The sequence below is a fragment of the Pedobacter sp. AW31-3R genome (assembly GCF_052180285.1).
In the GTDB taxonomy this organism is placed as follows: domain Bacteria; phylum Bacteroidota; class Bacteroidia; order Sphingobacteriales; family Sphingobacteriaceae; genus Pedobacter.
On record NZ_CP197475.1, the window covers coordinates 2,885,457 to 2,908,851 of the forward strand.

Annotated in this window: 24 protein-coding genes; 11 read left to right on the forward strand and 13 right to left on the reverse strand. The window is 39.6% G+C overall.

Going from position 1 to position 23,395, the window contains the following annotated elements:
* Positions 1 to 9: 9 nt before the first annotated feature.
* The 4 genes from ACSBL2_RS11830 to ACSBL2_RS11845 all read right to left on the reverse strand — a co-directional run bounded on the left by ACSBL2_RS11830 (position 10) and on the right by ACSBL2_RS11845 (position 7,041).
* The gene (locus tag ACSBL2_RS11830; RefSeq protein WP_442591906.1) at positions 10 to 1,470 is read right to left on the reverse strand and encodes a RagB/SusD family nutrient uptake outer membrane protein; all 1,461 of its coding nucleotides are present in this window, start codon (positions 1,468 to 1,470) and stop codon (positions 10 to 12) included.
* 11 nt (positions 1,471 to 1,481) lie between these two features.
* Entirely contained in the window at positions 1,482 to 5,066 is a 3,585-nt protein-coding gene (locus tag ACSBL2_RS11835) for a SusC/RagA family TonB-linked outer membrane protein (RefSeq protein WP_442591907.1), read from the reverse strand.
* A 160-nt stretch (positions 5,067 to 5,226) separates the two neighbouring features.
* Positions 5,227 to 6,354: a FecR family protein gene (locus ACSBL2_RS11840; RefSeq protein ID WP_442591908.1), complete on the reverse strand. Its 1,128-nt coding sequence runs from the start codon at positions 6,352 to 6,354 to the stop codon at positions 5,227 to 5,229.
* Positions 6,355 to 6,456: 102 nt separating this feature from the next.
* Complete coding sequence (locus tag ACSBL2_RS11845) at positions 6,457 to 7,041, reverse strand: RNA polymerase sigma-70 factor (RefSeq protein ID WP_442591909.1); 585 nt, start codon at positions 7,039 to 7,041, stop codon at positions 6,457 to 6,459.
* A 442-nt stretch (positions 7,042 to 7,483) separates the two neighbouring features.
* On the opposite strand from ACSBL2_RS11845, the gene ACSBL2_RS11850 reads away from it, so the two are divergent.
* Entirely contained in the window at positions 7,484 to 8,266 is a 783-nt protein-coding gene (locus ACSBL2_RS11850) for an aminoglycoside 6-adenylyltransferase (RefSeq protein ID WP_442591910.1), read from the forward strand.
* Positions 8,267 to 8,379: 113 nt separating this feature from the next.
* On the opposite strand, the gene ACSBL2_RS11855 is transcribed toward ACSBL2_RS11850, so the two are convergent.
* A complete protein-coding gene (locus ACSBL2_RS11855; protein WP_442591911.1) occupies positions 8,380 to 8,784 on the reverse strand; it encodes a helix-turn-helix domain-containing protein in 405 nt (134 codons plus the stop codon).
* 124 nt (positions 8,785 to 8,908) lie between these two features.
* On the opposite strand from ACSBL2_RS11855, the gene ACSBL2_RS11860 reads away from it, so the two are divergent.
* The 8 genes from ACSBL2_RS11860 (at position 8,909) to ACSBL2_RS11895 (ending at position 14,008) form a co-directional block, all read left to right on the forward strand.
* Positions 8,909 to 9,802 (forward strand): HEPN domain-containing protein, encoded by an 894-nt coding sequence (locus ACSBL2_RS11860; protein ID WP_442591912.1) that lies wholly within the window; start codon positions 8,909 to 8,911, stop codon positions 9,800 to 9,802.
* Positions 9,803 to 10,304: 502 nt separating this feature from the next.
* Entirely contained in the window at positions 10,305 to 10,961 is a 657-nt protein-coding gene (locus ACSBL2_RS11865) for a DUF6266 family protein (RefSeq protein ID WP_442591913.1), read from the forward strand.
* A 109-nt stretch (positions 10,962 to 11,070) separates the two neighbouring features.
* Positions 11,071 to 11,457 carry a hypothetical protein gene (locus tag ACSBL2_RS11870; protein ID WP_442591914.1) on the forward strand — a complete coding sequence of 129 codons (387 nt, stop codon included), beginning with the start codon at positions 11,071 to 11,073 and terminating at the stop codon, positions 11,455 to 11,457.
* Positions 11,451 to 11,936, forward strand: coding sequence for a CHAP domain-containing protein (locus ACSBL2_RS11875; RefSeq protein ID WP_442591915.1), 486 nt, complete (start codon positions 11,451 to 11,453; stop codon positions 11,934 to 11,936). Before ACSBL2_RS11870 ends, ACSBL2_RS11875 begins: the two co-directional genes overlap by 7 nt.
* A gap of 68 nt (positions 11,937 to 12,004) precedes the next feature.
* Positions 12,005 to 12,457, forward strand: coding sequence for a hypothetical protein (locus ACSBL2_RS11880; protein ID WP_442591916.1), 453 nt, complete (start codon positions 12,005 to 12,007; stop codon positions 12,455 to 12,457).
* An 82-nt stretch (positions 12,458 to 12,539) separates the two neighbouring features.
* Positions 12,540 to 13,088: a hypothetical protein gene (locus tag ACSBL2_RS11885; protein WP_442591917.1), complete on the forward strand. Its 549-nt coding sequence runs from the start codon at positions 12,540 to 12,542 to the stop codon at positions 13,086 to 13,088.
* A gap of 34 nt (positions 13,089 to 13,122) precedes the next feature.
* On the forward strand, positions 13,123 to 13,317 hold the full coding sequence (locus ACSBL2_RS11890) for a helix-turn-helix domain-containing protein (protein WP_442591918.1): 195 nt from the start codon (positions 13,123 to 13,125) through the stop codon (positions 13,315 to 13,317).
* Positions 13,318 to 13,363: 46 nt separating this feature from the next.
* A complete protein-coding gene (locus tag ACSBL2_RS11895; RefSeq protein ID WP_442591919.1) occupies positions 13,364 to 14,008 on the forward strand; it encodes a hypothetical protein in 645 nt (214 codons plus the stop codon).
* A 134-nt stretch (positions 14,009 to 14,142) separates the two neighbouring features.
* On the opposite strand, the gene ACSBL2_RS11900 is transcribed toward ACSBL2_RS11895, so the two are convergent.
* From ACSBL2_RS11900 to ACSBL2_RS11925, 6 genes are all read right to left on the reverse strand, one after another.
* Entirely contained in the window at positions 14,143 to 14,412 is a 270-nt protein-coding gene (locus ACSBL2_RS11900) for a hypothetical protein (protein WP_442591920.1), read from the reverse strand.
* Positions 14,413 to 14,679: 267 nt separating this feature from the next.
* Entirely contained in the window at positions 14,680 to 15,600 is a 921-nt protein-coding gene (gapS4a, locus tag ACSBL2_RS11905; RefSeq protein ID WP_442591921.1) for a GapS4a family protein, read from the reverse strand.
* Between the two features lie 260 nt (positions 15,601 to 15,860).
* The gene (locus tag ACSBL2_RS11910) at positions 15,861 to 16,979 is read right to left on the reverse strand and encodes an ImmA/IrrE family metallo-endopeptidase (RefSeq protein WP_442591922.1); all 1,119 of its coding nucleotides are present in this window, start codon (positions 16,977 to 16,979) and stop codon (positions 15,861 to 15,863) included.
* Entirely contained in the window at positions 16,970 to 17,281 is a 312-nt protein-coding gene (locus ACSBL2_RS11915; protein WP_442591923.1) for a hypothetical protein, read from the reverse strand. The genes ACSBL2_RS11910 and ACSBL2_RS11915 overlap by 10 nt, the downstream gene beginning before the upstream one ends.
* Positions 17,274 to 17,504, reverse strand: coding sequence for a colicin E3/pyocin S6 family cytotoxin (locus tag ACSBL2_RS11920; RefSeq protein WP_442591924.1), 231 nt, complete (start codon positions 17,502 to 17,504; stop codon positions 17,274 to 17,276). The genes ACSBL2_RS11915 and ACSBL2_RS11920 overlap by 8 nt, the downstream gene beginning before the upstream one ends.
* Positions 17,505 to 17,821: 317 nt before the next feature.
* Complete coding sequence (locus ACSBL2_RS11925; RefSeq protein ID WP_442591925.1) at positions 17,822 to 18,265, reverse strand: hypothetical protein; 444 nt, start codon at positions 18,263 to 18,265, stop codon at positions 17,822 to 17,824.
* Between the two features lie 50 nt (positions 18,266 to 18,315).
* On the opposite strand from ACSBL2_RS11925, the gene ACSBL2_RS11930 reads away from it, so the two are divergent.
* Positions 18,316 to 18,930, forward strand: coding sequence for an RloB family protein (locus tag ACSBL2_RS11930; RefSeq protein WP_442591926.1), 615 nt, complete (start codon positions 18,316 to 18,318; stop codon positions 18,928 to 18,930).
* 254 nt (positions 18,931 to 19,184) lie between these two features.
* Here ACSBL2_RS11930 and ACSBL2_RS11935 read toward each other — a convergent pair whose 3' ends face one another.
* A complete protein-coding gene (locus ACSBL2_RS11935; protein ID WP_442591927.1) occupies positions 19,185 to 19,586 on the reverse strand; it encodes an HAD family hydrolase in 402 nt (133 codons plus the stop codon).
* A gap of 256 nt (positions 19,587 to 19,842) precedes the next feature.
* Between ACSBL2_RS11935 and ACSBL2_RS11940 the strand changes: the two genes are divergently transcribed.
* Positions 19,843 to 21,606 (forward strand): DUF4209 domain-containing protein, encoded by a 1,764-nt coding sequence (locus tag ACSBL2_RS11940; RefSeq protein WP_442591928.1) that lies wholly within the window; start codon positions 19,843 to 19,845, stop codon positions 21,604 to 21,606.
* Positions 21,607 to 22,249: 643 nt separating this feature from the next.
* On the opposite strand, the gene ACSBL2_RS11945 is transcribed toward ACSBL2_RS11940, so the two are convergent.
* Positions 22,250 to 23,350, reverse strand: a complete 1,101-nt coding sequence (locus ACSBL2_RS11945) for a hypothetical protein (RefSeq protein WP_442591929.1) — start codon at positions 23,348 to 23,350, stop codon at positions 22,250 to 22,252.
* Positions 23,351 to 23,395 lie beyond the last annotated feature (45 nt).

The following is a 23,395-nucleotide window of genomic DNA, read 5'->3' on the forward strand; positions in this document are numbered from 1 at the left end:
TAACTTTTATTAGGGATTATTAGGCATTTCAGGATTGGAAACAATTAGATAATAGGGGAGGCGCATGGTTAAACGTTCGCTTTTTAAAGTATAGCTTGCCTGGACTCCATCTTCATTATAGACAGTATGGATATAAGTTTTAGCTGGAAAAAGCGGATCTGATGCCTCGCGGCGCATATCGAACCATCGATAACCTTCTGCGGCAAATTCGCGTTCCCGCTCATCAAATATGAAGCTCAGCATGCTGGACTGAGATGCCGCTACTGCTGATGGAATATTGGCAACACTGGATGGCAATCTTGAATCACGAAGGATCTGAAGGTCTGTAATTGCTCCATTAAGATCATTGAGGCGTGCTTTACATTCTGCTCTGAGCAGATAAAGTTCTGAAATCTGCAGGCCAAACTTACTATAAGAGACTCCAATTTTGGATAATCTCCCAGATGGATTCTGTTGTTGGTACGGGAACTGGGCAGCATAAAATTTTAGCCTTAAATCAGCAGGATCAAAAAGCATCCTTGTTTTGGAAGATAATACAATGCAGTCGTTTCCGTAACCGTTTCCATTATAGGAACTATTATAAAATGATTTTGCAACCAGTGATTCAGTAAAATCCAGGTAATTTATGCCCGGAGAATTGGAGGGGCCGCTGGTAGTTACCGGATCAAACTTTCCGCCGGTAGCAAATTCCTTGTTATAATCATACAATCTGGCTGGAACGGCAGATGAGGAATTGTCTGAAAAAGATTCATTGAACATTTGCAGGGCTTCAGTATATCTGCCTGTAAACAGATACACTTTTCCTAACAAACCTTTTGCAGCAGCACGATTAAAATGCACCGCACTTTCACTCGTTATAGGTAGTACAGTAATAGCTTGCTTAAAGTCGGTTTCAATAAAGTCATACACCTGCTGTACGGTGGCACGGCTATACGATCTTATGGTTACATCAGCTGTAGTAATAATCGGAAAAGCAAGGTCTGTTTCAGCAGATGCTTTTTGATATGATTTTCCAAAGAAATTCACAAATTGAAAATAAAGCCAGGCTCTTGTGGCTTGAGCTTCAGCTATTACCACCGCTTTCTGCTGTTCCGTTCCACCAACAGATTCTGGTGCTTCATTTATAATTTTATTGAGGGTATAGAGGTTCTCCAGCCATAATTGCTGAGTCCAGTCAATTTCTCCAGATTGAAAAATATCGTCGACCCAGGAAAAGGCCTTTTGTGTAACCGGAGTAGCCGAGTTATATAAGCCACCTTCTGCAGCAACATCATCACCCATTAACACCTGCCCCTGCCAGCCACCGGAATAGTCGTAAACATAAAAACGTTTGTTGTTCAATAGTTTTCGATAATCCTCTGTAGTACTCGCAACTTGTTTTCCCTGGGGTATGATGTTTAGGAAATCCTTTTTGCAGGAAGATAGAGTTAGTGCAATGATGAAAATTAAAAATATAGTATACTTTTTCATAAAGATGCTTGTTAAAAAGTTACGGTGGCGCCAAAAGTAATTGGATGAGTGAATGCCGGGATAATGCGTTTACCTGTGGTAAAGGATTGGAATTCTGGATCAATATTGTACTGATTTGCTTTCCAAATCATAAAATTGCCGCTTTGCACGTATAACCTTGCGGCATCTAAATGAATGGCATTCAGCACACGTGCCGTAAAATCGTAGGATAGTGTGATATCACGCAATTTGACATAGGAGGCACTGACTACATTGATATCAGCATAGGTATAATACATCGTGTTTCTCCGGCTTCCTGAAATTCCCCTGCTGGCTACGTAGGACGGGATATTGGTAAATGATTCGTCGCCGGGAGTTTTCCATCTTAAGTTGAAGTCTTCATTCAGATTGCCGACAAAACCTGTCCCATCGCGAAATAATAGACCTGTATAAAAATCGTTTACATCGCGTCTCATCACAGCACCAAGATTAAATATCATATTTGCACTGAGTGAAATATTCTTGTAACGAACGGTATTGCTCAAACCTCCATTAAATTTTGGTTGGGTGGTACCCATATAGACCAGGTCATCTGCTCCTGCGGCATCGTAAGCTTTGGTAATAGTTCCATCAGCCAGCTTAATCTGCGGGTCTCCCATATTATCCAGGCCTGCGTAACGATACGCAAACAAGGATGGACTGCTGAATCCGACAACGTTTACGGCATTTAATCGGTTCGAGGCAGTAAATTGGGAGGGATCAATTACGGAATAGGATTTCAGTTTATTTTGGTTATAACTAAACACTAAGTTTGTGTTCCAGCTGAAGGACGAAGTCTGTAAATTGATTGATCGCAGGCTAAACTCAAAACCTTCATTAGTTACGTTTCCAATATTTCCTGTGGTATTATTAGAACCGCTGAACGGATTAACTGGTACCACGCCAATTAGGTCTGTTGTATTCTTTTTATAGTAATCGATACTTCCGCTCAGACGCCCTTTTAGGATGCCAAAATCGACGCCAGTGTTGAAAGTATGTGTACTTTCCCAATTTAGTTTGTCATTTTTAGCAGCAGTGATATATAATGAATTACCGTAGGTATTATCAATTTCGGTAGTCAGGATATCAACCATTGATCCGGCTGTGAGATAAGGTGAGTTACCAGTAATACCATAGGTTACCCTAAGCCCCAGGTTATCAATCCAGGTTTGTGACTTCATAAACTCTTCTTTGGATGCTAACCATTTACCTCCAAAACTGTAGGCCGGCTTTTTCTGTGAGGAACTTCCTGATGCGAAGAGGTTACTGTAATCCCTTCTGATACTGGCATCAAGCACATATTTACTATCGAAGCTGTAGCTCATCAGTCCAAAATAAGAGCGGTACCGTGTACGCTCAAATATTTGTCTGTAGGGTAACTCATTAAGGACACTTCTAAATGACCCAACTGTGCCAAAAATTCCCTGAGCCAAGGTATTGTAATCAATCAGGGTAGTGGTTTTTAAAACCTGGTCATATCCGCGTGCAATAGTAGTTTCTGTACTGCGATATTGCTCCTGCATTTCCTGGCCGGCCTGCAGATTAAGTTCATCTTTATCATTTCGGAATCTGGTACTGTACATCAACTGATTCCGTACGGTCCAGCTGTAATTGTCATTTAATCCCCGGGTATATTTGCCTCCGGTAGTTGGTAAATAGTATATCGGTAGGCTCGCCGTACTACGGGCAACTGTGTAATTCAATAAATCCCTCCTCATAGAATAGAGACTGGCGTCGTCATATTTAGCAGTTGTACCTGGGGATTTCTGATAACCATAGGTCCCGTTGAAGCTTAATCCTTTTATTATTTTTACGCCTAAATCTGCTGTAGTGTTGATGGTCAATTGATTTGTTTTCATAGAAGTTGAATTCAAATCATTCAATGGATTGTAATCAAGATTTATACGGCTCCTGGCCTGATAATCCAGACGCGTTACATCCGACAAACCCTGAACAAAATTCATATTAAGCGGATTACCAGCCGCATCCCGGAAAAGTTGATAAGGCACAAAATCAAGGCTTACGCTCGCCGGTGATACTCCATATGTAATATTATTGCTTATAATTGTATGAAGTGACAACCTGATTGATTTGGTAGGATTTATTGTCTGGTTCAGCGTCATACGGTAAGTATTGTCTGAAGCACGAGGTTGATTGCTATGATTTTTTAAATACGATAGTGAGCTGTAAAAATTATAAAACTGACTTCCGCCCGAAGCTGATATTGTTTGGTTCGTTGTAAAGGAATTGCGATACCATATATCTTTAATTTGCTGTCTATTGTCTATCGAGGCAAGACTATCAAGCTTACTGTCTGCCTGGGATGCTGAAAGCAGACCACGGTTCTGATTATATAAAATTAGTTCATGAGGGGCGAGTGCTGCATTGGATAGGGTATTCCAGGGAATAGCTACCGGATCAAAAATCTCGCGTGAAGCCTGAATGAGCTGGCTGCTGTTCATGTATCGGCCATAGCTAAAATCAGGTTTGTTCTGAGTGGTAATATAACCAGAGTAATTAAATTTCACTTTCTCACCTGCTCGACCGCCTTTAGTAGTGACAACGATTACCCCGTTTGCTGCCCTGGCCCCCCATATGGCTGCTGCAGAGGCATCCTTCAATACTGAGATATCTGCAACATCATCAGTATTAAGCATGCTTAGATTTTCCACCTGAACACCATTGACTACATAAATGGGATTATAACCTAGTTGCACGGTACTTTGGCCGCGGATGATACTCTCCTGACTCTGACCTGTGCCGTAACGGGAATTTTGCACCATGAAAGTAGGTTTAACCGTCATACCGGCTACAAGTCCTTCCATCCGGCCGACAATATCTGTTGTGCCGGCCCGGTCGTTGAAGATTTTCATATCCGGCTTACCAAACGAGCCGGTTGCGCGTTCTTTATTTAATTTCTGATAACCTGTATTCACAATAACTACCTCTTTCATGTTGAAGTTGGCCATTTTGAGATGGACATTGATCTCTTGACGTCCGGCAATAGCTAAGGTGTCAGTTTCAAACCCCAGGTAAGACACTATAAGATTCCCATTAGAAGGTGGATCTTTGAGAAAGAAAACACCGATATGATCACTCACCGCTGGTTGTTCAAGACCATCAATTCTTACTGATGCCCCAGGCAAGGGTTTGTTGTTTTCATCATATATCACCCCATGAAGCGTGGGATGCACTACCGTGTATGTTAACGTGGCTCTCTTTGAGATGACTACAGATTTGTCTTTAATTGAAAATTGTAGAGGTTGGTTAGAAAATATACTGGTTAACGCACGTTCCAAAGGGGCATTTTTTAGACTAATATTGACTGGACTGGCGCCTTTCAGCATAGATGTTGTGTACAGAAAGTCATATCCGGTCTGTTTCCGTATTTTTTCAAGTACTGTGCTAAGTCTTGAATTCTTTTCTGTCAGTGTTACTGTTTGTGCTTTGGCGGCACCAACCTGTGTTACACAGATAATCAGTAATACGATGGTGGCTTTGAGCCATGGTTGTAGTCGCCATGTGTGGGTTAGACAGCTGTGCGGCGATCTATTAATGTCATTGTAAAATTTGTACATTTGTAAATAAGGATTTAATACATTTCTGCTGGGTAACATCTCGTGTTTACAGCATAATGCGCTTAGAATAGTTTAGTTGAATTATTTCGGGAGATCCTTATAATTGCCATTCTGCCTCCACGCAGGATGGTTTTTTTGTGGATCATGGCTTGGGTAAAGCCTAAGGTAATACCGTGATCCTCCTTCCTTCAATTTTAAAGTGAATAATGCCTGTGCGCTCTAACATTGCCAACACTTCAGTCAGATTCTTTGATCGGGATATGGTACCGTTAAAACCATCTTCCGGTAAATTGGCTGCGTAGCTCACTTCAATGTCATACCAGTTACTTAACTGTAACATAATGTTTCCTATCCGCTCGTCATTAAATCTAAAATAGCCGTTTTTCCAGGACAATACCTCTTCGAGATCCGCTTCAACAACAGTGATGTTTCCCGTATTGTTATTGCTCCATGCTGCCTGCCCTGGTTTAAGAAAAACGGTATGTTTACCGTCTTGGACGCTCACTGCACCTTCTTCCAATGTTGTTTTGACGCCTTTTTCCTGAGGATAAGCATTAATGTTGAAATGTGTGCCCAAATCCCTGATAGTCTGCCCGGCGGCCTTTACTATAAATGGCTGTTTAGCGTTGTGCACAACTTCAAAATACACCTGACCGCTAACTTCCACCATTCTATTGGCCCCAGTAAAACGGGATGGGTATCGTAAGGATGATGAGGCATCCAATATAGCAAGGGTTCCATCCGATAATTTAATACTAAATTTTCCACCCTTTGGGGTACTTAGGATGTTATAATCAGATCCATCAGCAATCTTTTCTGAATCGCTATAGGTAATAAGGCCTTTCCCTGCTTTTTTTACTGACTGATCCCCGGTAGGTAGCACACCTTCAGCTGCCTTCTCCAGATCTAATGTTCTTCCATCAGCCAGTCTCAACTGCGCACGATCGCTTCCCGGTTTGATTTCTATTAAAGATTTATTGGCAAAAGTCTGACGATGTTGTTTATTTGTAAATACACGATAAAATATAATTGATAATACCAGAAGTAATGAAGCTGCAATCCCAACATACCGATAATAGATGACCCTTCTGCGGGGAGTGATGTCAATTTTTTTTGTAATCTGCTGATATAAGTTATCTGAAAATTGTTGCTTTTTTAATGCTGAATATATATATAACTCATAGCTTGCGAAAGTGTTATACCATTCATCCAATTCCTCTCTCTCAGTCGCGCTAATTTTTCGTGTCAGCAATTGATGTGCAAGGTAATCTATTCTTTTTTCGTCCATTATTTGTGCTTATAACTATATAGCCACAAATAATGGGTACAACCCTACCATGTTTTTGAATTAATTGTATTTTCTTTTAAAAAGAGGAGGGGATAAGTGGGATTATATGATGCCCTTGAGGATTAAAATCAGGTAAAAATAATTACCAAATCTTTTTTTAATGACCTTTAGTGCGGTAGTAATATGTTTTTCGACTGTTTTTTCGCTGATATCAAGCTGTGTGGCTATTTGTTTGTTAGAAAGCCCCTCTTTTCTACTCATGGTGAATACCACCTGACATTTTTCCGGTAGCGAATTAATGGTTTGCATTAATTGATCTTCCAACAATCGCAAATCATAGAGATTAGAATCGTTGTGTTTAATGACTTTACTTTGCTCAGAAATATCCGAGATCATATTATCTTTTTTGAATTTCGCCGCTCTTTTCTTTAGAACTTCGAACTTGACAGCACCAGCGAGATAGCTCTCAAAACTAACTTTAATGATAAGTTTAATTCTTCTGTTCCAGAGATTTACAAAAATATCCTGCACAACTTCTTCTGCCTCATCTTTATCGTTGAGTCGTTTTGCGGCAACAAAATACATCTTCTCCCAAAACTTATCATACAAAAATTTGAAGGCCTGTTCATCATCAGACCTTAATAGCTCAGCTATCTCCTGATCGGTAAAATCATTGTAATTCGACATTTAGAGAAAGAAAATTGGGCAAAGATAACTAATTCAATCTTTAAAATGGTTCTATAATTAATCTACAGCTCAGTCCATAATTGTTAGTTTCTTCTAAATATCTATTTTGTTGAAACACACCACTACAAAATTTTAGATTAACACTGGTTATTCAAAAGGTATTCGGATTTTTAATTTTTTGCCATTTTGTAATGTGCGTGTATCGCGTGGAAACGAAGAATTTGGTTCTACATCCGGTGGGGAAAGCCGGCTATAGAAAGCTCGAACCATTAGCTTTTTGGGCTCTTTTCTTTTTACAATATTTCTAATCATCAGACAAATATCGAAATTGGAGTTTAATACGTCAACGAATTCCTACAGTCAATGGTTGTCCTAAAAATAATGATAAAATCACTTTTGGTTAATAGTGTATTTCTATCTTAGCATATTAAACTAAATGGTAATGCAGAAAGAATTTGCAAAAAATGTGGTTGAGGTTCTAAAAGATGACCAGACAATTATTGGATTGGCGGGGGCTGGTTCGTGGCTCACTAATGAAATGGACAAATGGTCGGACCTTGACCTGGTAGTTGTGACTAGAGATAATTTGAACGCTGATAAATCAAAAATGCTTGAATATGCCAGTCGTTTTGGAAAATTGCTTTCAGCATTTACCGGGGAACATGTTGGAGAAAAGAGATTGTTAATCTGTCTATATGACGACCCACTCCTGCACGTTGATATAAAATTCGTGACGCTTAATGAGCTTCGTGAAAGAATTGAAAACCCAGTTGTGCTGCTGGATCGTAATAATGAAATACAAACTGTAATTCATATGACTCAACCAGAATTTCCCATGCCCGATTTCCAATGGATTGAAGATCGGTTTTGGACTTGGGTTCACTATGGCTTACTTAAAATTGGAAGGGGTGAATATTTTGAAGCGTTAGATTTTATGGGATATTTACGTATGGTTGTCTTTGGTCCACTACTGCATATCAAAAATAAGAATTTGCCCCGCGGTGTACGTAGGGTGGAGACCACTCTGAGTATTTCTGACTTTGAGTTTTTGAGAGGTACATTGGCGCAGGATAATAAAGAATCTCTCCTAATAGCTGTATCCAATGCGGTAGAACTATACAGAAGCTTACGGGCTGATTTATTTAAAGATAGTATTTCTTATAATCAGGCAGAAAATTCAGTTATGGAATATTTTGAAGATTTAAAAATAGTTCTTAGGAGATAAAGCAAGACAGAAGCCATGCATCTTTAAAAGGCATTTTATGGAGTGACGTTGAGATGTTATAGATTAAACGTTTTTTCCGTAAAAACGGAATGGCAGTATGGTCATTCCGTTTTTTATTTGTCCAATCTTTTCAGGAGTTCATTTTTCTCACGCTCGCTTGCCAGTAAACGTTCGTATAAGTTTTCATTTTTTTCAATGACTTCGATGAGTTTGTCCAATGGATTGAAGGTACAGTGATTATTAAAAGTACTGGAACTACTATCGTTGAATGTGTTGAAATAATTAATCACGCCCTCTTCACTGAAATTTTTAATCCCTTCAACTGAAATTCCTAAAACCTTTGCAATTTTTTCCAATGTAGAAGTTTCCACCTCTTCGCTCTGCTCAATATTTGAAATCGTTTGCTGGCTTACTCCAAGTTGAACGGCCAAATAATCCTGTTTGATATTGCGAAGTTCACGAATTCCCCTGATCTTTCTTCCTATGTGCATTTTGCCAGATTTTGTCGATGTTTCCATAAGAACAAATATAATTATTTTTACGCTGGTATAGTATCAATAACTTTTGGTAAAACACCAGAACATTTGGTAGAACACAGCGGGCTTAGCCGGCATTTTTGATCCATCATCAAAAACAACCGATATGCAAGTAAAAGCCACTACATCCGTTCAAGCTCAGGAAGAACATTTCGCAGCCTTCATCAAAAAGTTGATTGAAAAATTTAACCCCTTACAAGTCTACTGCTTTGGAAAACACATGGAATTCACCCATAAGGAAGGTTCCTTTACCGATGAGGTAACTGAACAGAAATGCCAGTATTTTTTGCTCATGGTTACTGAAAGTATGACCAGAATCGAAAATGCTGCACAGGATTTCGCCAATGCCCATTGTCAATTTGGAACTGTGCACATCCTGGCACATGGAAAGGAAACGATCCTGTCTTCCATTCATGACAACAATAGGTTCTTTATTCACATCTCTCGTAGCGCACAACTCTTGTACAGCCAGGATGGCCTTTTACAACCATTGGCCTCGGTTGCTTTCATTCCCACACAGGCAGCAGTAAAAGCGACCAAACATTACACATATCGCATACAACTGGCAACAGGCTTTTTAGAAAGTGCCAAAGAATGCCAGCTGAAACAACGCTACCAGCTCAGCCTGTTTATGTTGCACCAAACGGTAGAGCAATGCTGTAATGCATTGATCAAGGTATACCTGGCTTATCGAAGTGATATCCATAACCTGAATAGACTCCTTCTTTTGTGCAATTGTTTTTCCCCTGCACCCTTAAAAATGTTCCTTTCTTCCCCTGAGGACGAAAGGTTATTCAACATACTGGTCAAAAGTTATTCCGCTGCTCGTTACAATGACAATTTCCAGGTAGAAGAGGCTGACGCAGAGCAGTTATACACCCGGGTCTCTGTTTTCGTAGCCCTCACGAAACTGATGTGTGGACAAAAAATTGATGCCCTTGCCAAAGAGGCAGAAAGCTATAAAAAACTTAAAGCCGAAAGGGAGGTATGCCAGGTTTGAAAAAGAAGGAATTACAAAAGCTTAATTATGTACCTGCAAAATACTTATGCTGATCGTAAAGATGCCTGCACAGGTGATGTTGCAGGCTTTTTTCTTTTTGCAGTTTACCTTAACTGCTGTATCTAATGTCCATCAACTGTGCTGTCCACTTGAAGTAGGTATGATGCGCTAATGTTCCGGCAGGTCACTCCTTTGTCATTGCTGAAGAGATTAAAATGACACGGATAAGGTTTTGCATAATTCTACTTATTTCATTAAAAATATTTTCTCCATAAAATATTCTGATTTGGGATGCAAAATTATGATAGTATGTGCTAAAAATTTAGCACTTAAAAAAGCCGCGAGGGGTGACAAGTTTGGACAAGCTTGGACAAGTTTGGACACGGGGTTCTGAAAATGAGGTAATTATGAATTATTGCTGTACGTTTGACTCAACGAATTTAACCTACCGGTAGTAGAGACGTTGAATTAACAGATTATTTACATTTAAAATTTTAAAAAAATGGGAACCGTTAGAAATGGAATACTAGGAAGTGTTTCAGGCTCAGTAGGGCCAGTGGTGTTGTGTACTTTCCGTGACAAGGAAGTAGTCAAATCAAAACCAAAAAAATCGTCAAAGCCAGCTGCGCAATCGCAGATTGACCAGCGAAGTAAATTTAAGATGGTTACAGAATTGATGTCGGCCCTTGCGGCAACAATTGAAGTAGGTTACCAGTCTTCCAGTAATGCCAGCTCGCCAATGAACAGGGCTGTACGTTATCATCTTGACAATGCGGTAACTGGCGTATCACCAAATTTCAGTATGGACTTTGCTAAAATGAGGCTGACCAGTGTGAATGCGGCTTCAATATTTGATACTGAAGTGGTAGCTGTGGCCGGCAGAATATTGAAAATGACCTGGGGAGTGTCAGAGGAAGCAGATGAAACCCTGAGGGCATTACGTGATACCGATTATGCCATGATCATGTTTTATGGTGAAAACACGAAAATCTTCATGAACCGGAACCGGTTGGCGGTTAGGGGAGCTGGAGAGCATACTGTGAAATTTCACCCCATGTTTGTCGGGGATAAGATCCATGGATGGATGTTCTTCTTGTCTAAAGACGGGAAAACAGTCTTCAGGGATACGTACCTGGGCGAATACACGCTTATTGCTTAGGGGCCATGACTAAGTAATATATCTCGAAGTCCTGGTAGCTGTAAGGGGGCTGCCAGGCTTCATTTCAACCTATATCTTTTTTACAAGTTCAACAATAGCAATGATGAATATGAAATTTTTTAATCTGCCCGACGAGCGGGTACGGAGAGAGGACACTCCAATTTTTAAACCTTCAGTACCTGTGCTGCTGTTTATTTTTTTACTGCTGACCTGGTGTTTTCTGCCGCAATGGCTTCACCGGATAGATGAAACAGCAGGAAATATAGACCAGAGCATCTGGCTGCTGATCTTGTTAAGCCTGATCACCTTCCTGCTGATCTGTGGCTTGTGCTGGTGGCTCATGCAACAATTCTGGCTGGTATTACAGCTTCCCCCAATTGAAATGATGGTTTCACAATTTAAAGTTCTTCCTATATGGCAGCAACTAAGTTTTTATTATGCATCCTTTGCTTTGTTTTTAGCGGCAGCATTGGGGTGTTTAATCGCAATTTGCTAAAACAGAAAGACTTAATAGCGGTGTCCGATTGCCGTAAGGAGCTAGTGAAGATCGCTTCAGATGAGTTGGGCGTAAAGGAGAAAACCGGGCACAATGATGGAGAAAGGGTAGAGGCTTACCTGAAATGTGTGAACCTGAAAAGGGGACAGCCCTGGTGTGCTGCCTATGTCAGCTGGATTTTTGCAAAAGCCGGATTCAGTAAACCGCGATCGGGCTGGTCACCAGACCTGTTTCCTTCTTCACGCCTGGCCAGGTCGGCACTCCCCGGAAATGTACTGGGGATTTACTTTGCATCATATCAGCGCATTGCCCATGTAGGACTCATTACTAATGTGGATGGCGAATGGATAACTTCCGTTGAGGGGAATACCAATGTAAACGGCAGCCGCGAGGGTGATGGGGTGTATAAAAAACTCCGGCACCTGAAAACCATTTACAGGATGGCTGACTGGATAGGAGAGAAGGAGGAGTTGCCATGATTAAAGTGTATGATTTGCCCTGGTTCATTTGTTTAATCCTGTTGAGCGGAATCATAAACGGCTGCGGAATGTTCAGGAATACGGTTAAAACAAAAGATTTATCCCAACAGGAGGCTATAGCAAAAACCAAATTCAACATACAGGAAGGGCAGGAGAATCTGAAAAAAACGATGAATGTTGTTGTCGATAAGGATTCTTCCGGATTGGTTTACCAATTCATGGTCTGGCCCAAAGGCAGATTTAGTTTTACTGCTGAGAAAGGCTTTGAGGGGGAGGCGGATAGTGTGAAACTTCTGGGTAATTCCTGGTCTCTTGGAAATCATCTGGAAAGTGTGGGTGTAGAGGAACAGCAAAAAACAGAATTGTTAACTACGGGAGAACAGTTGATAAAAAATAAATCCATAGAGGAGAATAAAAATACCAAAAGTTCGCCCAGTTATACATGGATCATAGGAGGGCTGATCGCCTTGTGTTTGGTACTGCTCCTCATTTTCATAAAAAAAATGACTTACTCAAAATGACCTGCAAATCCGGAATCCTCAAATTTCCGGATTGCAGTAAATGCTGAATAAGATAGTATGTAATCAAATTAAAATCAAGTTGATGAAAGTAGTATATAATAGTGCAGAGATAAACTATTTGATACCCAAGGTGATGGGATTTACCCTTTACAGTTTAACGGAAATTGGCGTCCGTTTAATGCATGAAAGAGATTTCTTAATTTCTATGGGATTCAGGGAGGAAATAAAACGTGAGGAGGACCCGATCTTTATCGTGAATAAGATGCTGGATACGATTGTTCAGGTCTCCCGGTTGTATGGACAGATCAATAGGGTAGATTATGAAGCGAGGGTGGATGACCATACCCATTCCCTGGCAAAGGATTTTTATGACCAGGCATGGGCTGGCCGGCCTTGTTGTGTACTCCTGTGCACAGAGGATCAGGTGATGGAATACTATCGTTTTATGTGTAATGTGTATTTCACGATGGCTTTTCTTTATCAGCATAAGGAGTTTGATTTCGAAGAAAAGTATGCAAAAGGTTTTTATGAGCACAAGCTTTCTATCCTGGATTCCCTTGATCAACGGGAGCTGAGTGTTGCTTTCCTGTGCGATATGGTGAAAGCGGCATGGAAAGTTGTTGATCGCTAATTGGGTTTTTGTTTAATATTTAAGTATAAAAACGATGAGAGGTTTTAAGAAAAAAGAGTTACTCACTTCAACTGATCTGGCGAAGCTTTTTCAGAAGAGCAGCCGTACGATTAGGCGATGGAGAGACAGAGGTATTCTTACGAAGAATAAAATTGGTGGCGGTTATTTTTACCGATGGGACGATATCCAGAGTATTCTGAGAGAGCTGAAAGATAAGCGGTATAAATAGAGAGTTGATGCAGATAATGATTTAAAAATTTAAAAAAAAATATAAAATGGAAAACTTAGTTAAGTATAAAACTGAAAATATTGTACCACTGGTAGCTGGTATTTTGGGTTATTCTGGTCTGGCATTGATCTGTCAGCATTTCAAACTTGCACAGGAAGGAGTTTATGCAAATTTGAAGGGTGTGATGTCTACAAATGATATCACGGATGAGGTACACGATTTATTGGAAAAACTAGACGATGAGTGTTCATTGATTCTTATGGATTCCAGAGATAAGATAAGCTCCTGTATGAATGCCATCGTTAGCCTACATGATATTAAGCTGCAGGAGTTGCTGGGGAGGCCGGAATTTACTGCAGATGTATATGATGTTTTCTATTCGTTGAGCAGTATTGACCCATGTGAGGAGGGAAAAGAGGAGTTCATTCGCGGGCAGATTGAAATTATCGATATTATTTATTATATGTCGAGTATAAGGGGACTTTATTCGCGCTTGTGTGATTTGCTGCTGACCGGAGAAATAGATTTGGACACGGAGTCTGAATATTGGGAGTTGGATATCTTTATGCCTCATGAGTTTATGTTCCCTGTGGAGAGTGGGAATAACGTGGTTCATTTACTGTCACAGCTTACAGCAGAACTTGATGAGAATCGCGAGAAATTGATGGAAATAGAAGGGAGACGAAAATAAATGCTAGTTTACGTTACAGGGCCGTCTGAATGATCAGATGGTCCTGTAAATTAGTTTGTTGACGTGGCATTACGACTGCGTTTACAAGAATTATGAGTTAAGCAATCGTTAGCAGAGAAAAACGTTGGGATAATTCACCTTCGCATATTTTGATCCGGCACCTGTATAGATTTGCGCATACACATGAGTCCTGTGTTGAATGATTTCAAAGGGTTATCATAATATTTAGTTTCTGTAAGGAAGAATGTTGTATCAATCTTTTTTCCGCGAAAAATGAGTTCTTCCTTATTATCCATCCATTTCAATTCCTCTGGCAATGGGATAGAAGTATCTGGGCAGAACTCGAATGAGGCAACGTTGTCTCCTTCAAAATCCAAAGCATGCGCCTTTCCTGAAGTTCTCATTTAATTGAATTTTGCCCGAACCAGCGCTTTTTAACGTGTCTTCTTTTATAGTTTGTCTTTCGATTAGAATTTCGAATTCTGATGGAGATAGAAGTAGGCACGATAAGATTGCTACAGTACGTTCTTTTTGGTTATTTGGCGTGAAAATTCCCCTCCTGCGAAGAATGGTTTTAATGTCAGCCTCAGAAATATAGGTCTGATTTGCTAAGTCTCTAATCATCTCTCCACTCGGAATAAATGAACTTGGATTAACTTTTGTGTTTGCCATTATTGAATCAATTTATTTTGGTAGGAGCCGATTTTTATTTTACTAGATGTACTTTGATCTGAAAAAAAGTCCAAAACTGTACGGACGCTATTTTCGTTCCCATTAATTCTATAATTGGGAAATAGGATTTCAATTGAACCAGCAAATGAAGCTGAAAGTTTATTTGCCATACCAACATATTTTTTTAAATCTTCCTCATTGAAGCTTTCTGATGTATACAGAACGATATGTTCTCCACTTGTATTTGAATATTTCATAGGTATAACGCTCGCGTTTATGTATTCCACCGGAAGGGTTGGACCAGTCTTTATCTTGATGTCTTCCCGGTAATTAAGACCCGTTTCGATATAAAGAAATTCCCATCCTTCAAATTGATGATCTGCATTTGTGAGTATAGTCCAGATAAATTCTGCCTGTTTTAGATCGACAAGATAGGCTGCCTCAAATTGAAAATCCTCAATATCATCTATTTGTGCACTTGAAGTTTCCGCTTTAAGATCTCTTTGCTCATCATTTTCGTCACCTGACAGCCAAAGTAAAATGCCGACAATACTTTCACTTTCAATAACCCCACTATCTAAGAAGTTTTGTGAAGTATCGCCCTTCACATTAGATCTATTGTAGCAATTACAGATGTAAGACAATTCTTTTAAATGAGACTTTAGTTTGGAATTGGGATATCTATCATAATTCTGAGTCGCTTTGACAGACACCACACCGTGAACTAGTCGTTGTTGAATTAACGGACAAGTATATAACTTTAGATAATCTATACCATGCGTTTCACGCCCCGGATGTTTCACGGTGTCATTGCAAGGTATTGATACGTTTTGTTGCCCATTAGTCCAACCAATGCGCTCTAAGAATCTGGTTGCAGCCTCCTCGCCTAGCTCTCCAGTCCTTTTTGAAATTTCTCCCATTTTGAATTTACGTTAATCTACTTTTGTCTAAAATATAGATTTTTCTTCAATGAACAAGTCATTGAATGAGTGATGTTAAATAGCTGAATAAGTCGAGACATTTTTTGTTGCAAAAACAAAAAATGCCAATAGAAATGTAAGACCTAAAATTCTATGATAATATAAACATTGTTCATATTTTGAGCGAATATTTATATTGAGGAATGAATTAGTCTATTCATACAGGATGTAGAATATAAATCTTCAAAGTAAAGATATTTCTACGCAAAAAGACTTTCGCATCTCTTTCTAACAAACGCTAAAAAGTCAGGATGTGCTGCGATCTTTGCATATTCTTTATTGTTGAAGCGGTGAAGAGCCTCGTCTAAGAATTGATCAAACTCAATGTAGCGGCTCTTCTCCTTGCGTTGGCTATTTAAGCCGGATAATTTTCCGTTAATAACCCTTTTGAATTTATCTACCTCATCTTTTGGATTCAAATCAGAAGCGATTTTGTCAAGAAGTTCACGCCAATCTCGGGTGTCTTCCGTTATCGCAAACTTAACATCCAATGACCACCAATGGGTTATGACTCCGAGGTTATTGTGGATATGATAAGACTGAAAATGAGGAAAAGGAGTAGGTTGAAAGTCACTGTTTTCTGATTGATAATAGCCTTGAGTACTATCTGTACCGCCTGAACCTTTGACTACGTTGCTTTCTTCAACACAGAATGCGATCTTTCCAGGAATATATTTGCACATGTGACGGGCAATATGTAGTGAATTAAATGGAGAATTAGCCATAAGTGAACTTTGAATTTCTACCACGTTACCAGATTTCGCAAATAAATTCTTGATATTCTCTTCAGGCATCAATATTTCAGTTATTTCTGTTATAGCGCTGTTCAATCTTATTTTTGCTGCGATTTCGGATACACCACATTTGCGCTTGATTTGATCAATGAGAAATTCTGGATCAGGATTCACATTAAATTGCTCCAGAATGAAGTCAATAGGCATCAGCAATTCGGATGCAAATCGGTTGGCTTCGCTTTCGAGAATCCAATATTGTTTATCTCTAATTGATGTCTTTTCGTTAATATCGATTTCGTCAATTATAGTTCCCAAATGCCATGGGATAATGATGTGCCCCAGCTCGTGAGCTAATGTGAATCTTTGTCGCACTTGAACAGCATCATCATTTACAATGACAGTAGGGATTTTTCCCGGTTTTTTGAGGTTTATACATACGCCATCTACTCCTTGTATAGGTATAGATTTATAATATACCTTAGCATATTGGTTAACTAATTTATTAAGATCAAATGGAACTACTAGATTATGTTTTTTTAGAATTCTTCGAGCCATCCGTGCTTGCGGGCTTACAGTTAATCCCATAATTTTTCGCTATCGAGCCACTTTTTAAGTTGTCGGGATTTTGTGGTGTCATCTGATCTCGCCGCCATAGCAAACTCATGCTTCATCAGGGAAACTATATCAGTATTTGTTTTATGTGCGGCAACGATGATAGGAAGGTAGCTTTCGTCTTGAACGAATAGCGTATATTCTTTATGCGTCATCCCAAGGTAATGATAAAGGGTAATATTTACATCATCATCATCATGCCATTGGTCGATATAGTCATCGACATCCGTGGTTAATGCATATCCATGTATGCAGTCTTCTATGAAATTAGACATTGATTTTCCTCCCTTTTACAGCGTGTTTAATGTGATTTCCTTGTGGGTCGTACACGGCCATATGGCGTCCTCTTGAATTGAAAACTTCGATCTCTCCGTGCAGTGAGTCCCAGGTGAATAGCCGTTTGCTGTCTTTTGAACGCCACCGTTTCTCGCCGTTAAATGCTCCTAAAGAAATGCAGTCATCTAGAAAAGATGGTTTAGGTATCGGTTTTCCTCCCAAGTTTTTTTTATTTTAAAGTTAGTTAATATTCTACACATAACACAGCGGTAAGTGTTTAGGGTGAAATTTTTATAGATGAAATATCTCTCCTATGTTTTATTATTGAGACCGACAGCCTTATACAATAAATTTCAACCTTGGATCATGTTGTGGCTTTTCCGTTTTGTAAGTAGGCTGAATCGAGCCTAGGCTTGGTCTCCCCTTGGATACGATAGATAGATTTTTGCGCCTTTTTCATTTGATAATAATGAGATTGTTACCTCATGAGAAAAGTTGCCTGATTGGATATTGGCTAATGCTTGAGTTTAGGAATCATTTCAACTATTTTGTATTGTCTCCAGTTCCTTAATTTTTGCTGCTAGTGCTTTCGTATCACTACGTCCGGTGAGCAATTCCAACGCCAGATTGTAAAATGGAAGAATCATTTTTGGGAACGATTTCTTTTTATAAGGGTTGGGTTCTGCATTCATGATGGCTTCTTTGATACTCTCTGCATTAGCCAGCAGGTTGATTGCCCTAATCAGTTCACTTGCTGCCCCACGGTCTGCAACTTCATCAATGAGGTTAAAAAAGAAAGCATCTGTTATCCGTATACCCCCTTTATTTTCATAGTAGGTCAACTGATCGTTGATTTCAATTTGTTCAATTGAGGCAAAATTGAAATTAATATTATGCCCACCAAAAATTCCGAACTGCTCGTCAATCCAGAAACCGGAATCATGCAACTTACCATAAAAACTGACAGTGTTAAAGAATCTCATACCGCCGAGCCCTTTTGCTGTGCCTATAATGATACCATTCGCACCTAGTTGTGTGTGAAGCTGAGCATACAGAAAGGGTATATTTCAAAAGTTTCAAGGATCGTATACCTGCCGAAACCATTTTCCTGGAAGCAGTTGGTACGGGAATTGACCCACTCGACATCGTTGAACGTGCAGTAAGGGAACGCAATGCTCTGGCTGTTAACTGCGGTAAAGAGGTTGATGAGGTTTGGGTGGTATTTGATAAGGACGATTCCGACAAATCGCATGGGAAAGTAGCCCGTTTTGAACGGGCAATTGAACTAGCGGAAAAGGAAAAATTTAAACTGGCGTTCAGTAATGAAGTGTTTGAGCTTTGGTTGCTGCTTCATTTAAATGGCATCGATCCCGAGGTCGCAATACCTAGGAATGATATTTACAATGAACTGCAACGTCTGATCCGCGGATTTTCCGGGTACGAGAATTTTAGCTATGCACATGGCAACAGTGATATACTTGAAAAGATAGCAGTGCTTGGAGATGAGCAGGCTGCGTTCAAAAGGGCAGATATCCTCGAAAAACATCATGTGGGTAAAAGGACTTTATTGGATACAAATCCCATGACCCTAGTTCACCGTTTAATCAATTCACTTTATAGCTGGATTGCTTACTATTCATATGAATAAGCACATAACGGCAGAATTTAAGGTACAAACTCGTCAACTATTTTCCCGACATCTCTCCGTGACCACCTACTCTTTATCGCGGCTTCTGTTTAACTGTGTGTGATTTGAACAACGGTATTATTCTTCGTCTGCAGACAGCATTTGGTTTACGTGACTAATACTTCGCTTTTAAAAATTCTACCTATTATAAATTCCGGTTTATAGAAGCCAATAAAATCAAATCATCGATAAAATGGTTCGAAAACTGTACCTTCTTAAGTACAGCGAGCAATATATAACCAAATCCTGAAATCTTCAATGTTTAGAAACAATGCATCGGGGCGCATAGCTTGTAATATTTTCGGTTCTGCACTGTCTGCCCAGGCTGCGGCTACAACTGGGATACCCACCTGCCGGCAAGCGGTGATGTCACTTGGGGCATCACCAATATAAACAACTTCGCTTTTATGTATATCACTCCATTGATGAAGAACAGACTCAATCCCCTGGACTTTCCTGGGACCGGATGGAGAGCCTGTTTCAATGATGGAAAAATATTTGGTGAGTGAGAAATGCCTGAGAGAGATTTCCGTACTATGTTTCCCTTTTCCGGTATCAATAATAAAGATATTATAAAAAGCCTGTAATATAAAAAGGCCCTTATTAGGCCTATTCATATTTATATATTGACTCTTTCGATATTATTTTCAGACGGGATTCGAACTCGTACGCTTAAAAAGCACAAGCTTGGCAAGCTTGCATGTCTGCCAATTTCAACACTGGATCAATTTATGTTAAACAAACTGTATGCCAAAGGCTATTAGTTAATTGTAGATGAAAGTATGTCATAAAGAAGCCTATTTTGAGTGAATTTCTGGCATAAATCGTTATATTGGATGTGCCAAAACCTGTTAAACTTGCGATTGAAAAAAAATGCATATACAACAAATACTTCAAAAATATGATGATCCATCTCGTAAGGATTTCGAAGAATATCAGCTAAATTCAGAACTAAATAAAAATTATACTAAAGTAAATGGTGTATTGCCAGTCAACGATTTGGCGGAGTTAATGGCTTTTGGCTTCTATGAAGATTATCAAGATAGAAAGACAGGTTGGGGGACTTACTTTGGACCAATGACGGTAATACCTAACGATAACGGAACCGTCACAGAGTCCCCTTCAATACGATTGGTAAACACTGAAATCTTAAATTATTGGTATACCAGAGCAAAAATTGCTAAGCATCCAATTTTAATAGCACGTTATAGTGGTTTAGTATGGGATTTTACTAAATATGTGACTCAAAATCAACCAGCGCCTGAAATTGCGAGGGTTTATATAAATGCAATAATTACAGTTGCATTGGAGAATTACTATATCAATGAGATCAATGTGTTTTCAAAGCTTAAAAGTGCATTATCAATTGCTATTCTACTAAGTGATAAAGAACTAATATCAAATTGTAAAAACACCATAATAACGTTTGAAAATACTATCTCCAAGGATTTACTCCCTGGTATTTGGGGACATGCTTTTGATTTGTTGATGTTTAACAAAAAGGCGCAACTTTCAGAGGACGAAGAGAAATTGATAATTGATGAGCTTGAAGCAAAGCTAGAAAGATTGCTATCGAACGATGTACATGAACTTAAAAATACGATTTGGCCTGCCCAAAATTCGGCCACAAGACTTGCTGATTACTATCGAAAGAGAAGTCAGAAAGAAGATGTTTTTCGCGTTATCTGTAAATTTGCTGATGCTTCCGAGCAATCTGTAAAAGGTGCGTCTGTTGCTGAAATAGCTGGAAATGCCCAAGATTTATACAAACTTTATACTAAATATCATTTAAAAGATAAGGCTGCAGAAATGCTGTTAAAAGTCCGATCATTTGGAAATAAAGTTCCTAGCGAAATGAAAACTATTGGTACTGATCTTAATATTCCAACTGAAAAAATTAAAGAGTATCTTGATGGTATGACAAAAGGCGGTCTAGCTGATACAATCCAAAGACTATTATTCACCTATGTTCCGATAAAAAAAACGGAAGAAGGAATTTTAAGGAAAAAGGCAGCTAATGCGCCAATATCCTATATATTTACTCAGCAATTAATTGATAGCAGGGGAAGACCAATTATAACTATTGGTCCACTGGAAGAAGATTTCGACGGACACTTAATCAAGGAAATTAGCAATAATCTAACCATACAGTCAATTACCCTTAGATTTCTTATTGATGAAATGATTAGCAAGTTTGGGTTCAATAGTTCAGATATCCTGGAGAAATTAAAAGATTGTCCTGTAATTGACCAGCACCGGCTAAAGATTATTGAAAAAGGTCTCGATGCCTATTTCGAAAATGATTTTGTTGTTGCCATTCATTTAATAATTCCTCAGATTGAAGAAGCGATACGAAATATCGTTGAATTTGGTGGCGGCAATGTCCTAAAAGAATCTCGAGGTGGTGGATTTCACTTAAGAACATTTGACGATATACTACGAGACAATATCATCAGCGAATCCCTAGATGCAGACCTAGTAAACTATTTCAAAATTCTTTTCACAGATCAAAGAGGATGGAATCTTCGAAACAACGTTTGTCATGGCATGACCAATTTGGAAGATTTCAATTTCCAAACAGCCGACCGTCTTATACATACACTTCTATGTTTATCACTCATAAAACATATCGAATAAGCTCATTTACACAACAAATATACGTTGATTTAAAATACTGGAAAACAGTTTGTAATAGGTGGATTATTCCAGGGCTGGAATCCAAAATTTAGGATTTTGGAAATGCCAATGATGATTCTGGAAAATGTGGTTATGGAAAATCAGACGTATAGAGCTATATTTTAGGTTGGCATAGTAGTAGTTGATTAATTACCATAGGGGCTCTGGACGGATATAAGACCCTTGTTTTCCTGATCTAACTAAGATATTCCGTGCACGAAGAATTGGAAGTTACAATGTGAACCACATCAAGAAGTTGGCCCGCAACGAGAAACTGATGGACAGGATCGTGCTGGACTATGACGATGTGAGCAATGAGAATGATCGTGTTCCGGGAGAGGGCTGAGCTGATTGAGGCGGCCGTGGCAAGCCCTGCCGACCCAGCGCAGGCTGATCTGGGAACTCAGTCGCAATGAGGGACTGAGTTCCCAGATCAGATTGCCGAAAGGCTGAATATTTCCAAGAATACTGTAAAAAACCAGATGGTGCACTTCCTAAAGCATGTCCGTATTTACCTGGAAAAAAGAGCTAGCCTTCCAAGCGTGGCTGCGTATCTTTTTATAGCCAATAGTTAAAATCCCTACATATCGGTTTGTCCGGAAAACTAAATGATCCTGAATATTTTTCTGGATAGATCGAGTTTACCCAATAAATCCTCCAAATCGGTTTTGGACTGCTGAAAGTATCTCATTAAGTTTCCCATATTGGTGATCAGGTAAAGGCTTTCCATATTAATGCCTACCACATTATCAAGGCATTTTCTCGTGCTCGAGGCCATTTGATGGGTGTCTTCATCAGCGCTCAGACGGTCGAGCTCTTTTATCATGGGGGCAAAATAGTCGTTGTTGAGCACGCGGTAGTCATATTTTCCATTATGCTGATTGGGCATGACCTGTGTTCCATAAAGGTAATCCAGCGTTTTGAACTTATCGCCCTCCAGTGCTGCCATGCCGCCTTTATTGAACAATTTGTTTTTGTATACGTATAAGGCATGCAGGAGTTCCTGGAAATTGACAGTCAGCTTATCATTCCTTTTTCCTATTTCTTCCAGCCCCTTTACAAAGGTATCCTTTAGCAACAGGCTATTGGATTTGATAATGCTGAGCTGTAGATTGATCTGACCCGCCAGCGATACGGCCTCCTGATAGTCCTTGAGGTAATAGCGGTTTATGTATTCCAGCAGTTCAGATTTGTCGAGTGATTCGAAGTTTTCGCATTCAAGCGAAGCGATACTGACCATCTTGGGTGGTTCGTTTGGGTTCGCCGTGCGGTGATCGATGGACTTTTGGATTTCCTCGGCCTGTCTTTCCAGTGGCTTAACAAGCGTCTGAAGCTCGGTCTTCCATCTTTTGCCTATTTTTTTTGTCCGTTTGATATTTGACCAACTATCGATGAGTTCCTTCAGCACAAGACCCAGTACCAGTGTGATTACCGGAAGTATATCCTTGTACCACGGACCGCTTGCTTTGCCTGCAGAATTTTCCAGTTTGACCCGGATAGTGTGATCGGCGCTGGTCGACTTGATCTTTTGTCCGTTGTTTAAGGCGACAGGCGGTTGGGCTAAGGCCTTGGCTGTATCAATTTTTTTTCCATTCGCAGAGACAACCTGTTGCACGGCTGCCGTCTGTTGAACTGCCCTGCTACTGATGGAAGCAAGTGATAAGGTGATCACCAGCACGATCGAAAGCTTGTTTTGTGAAAGCATGTAATTGGAGTTGATTTTTTTTCGTTCCGCAAATATACCCATTTC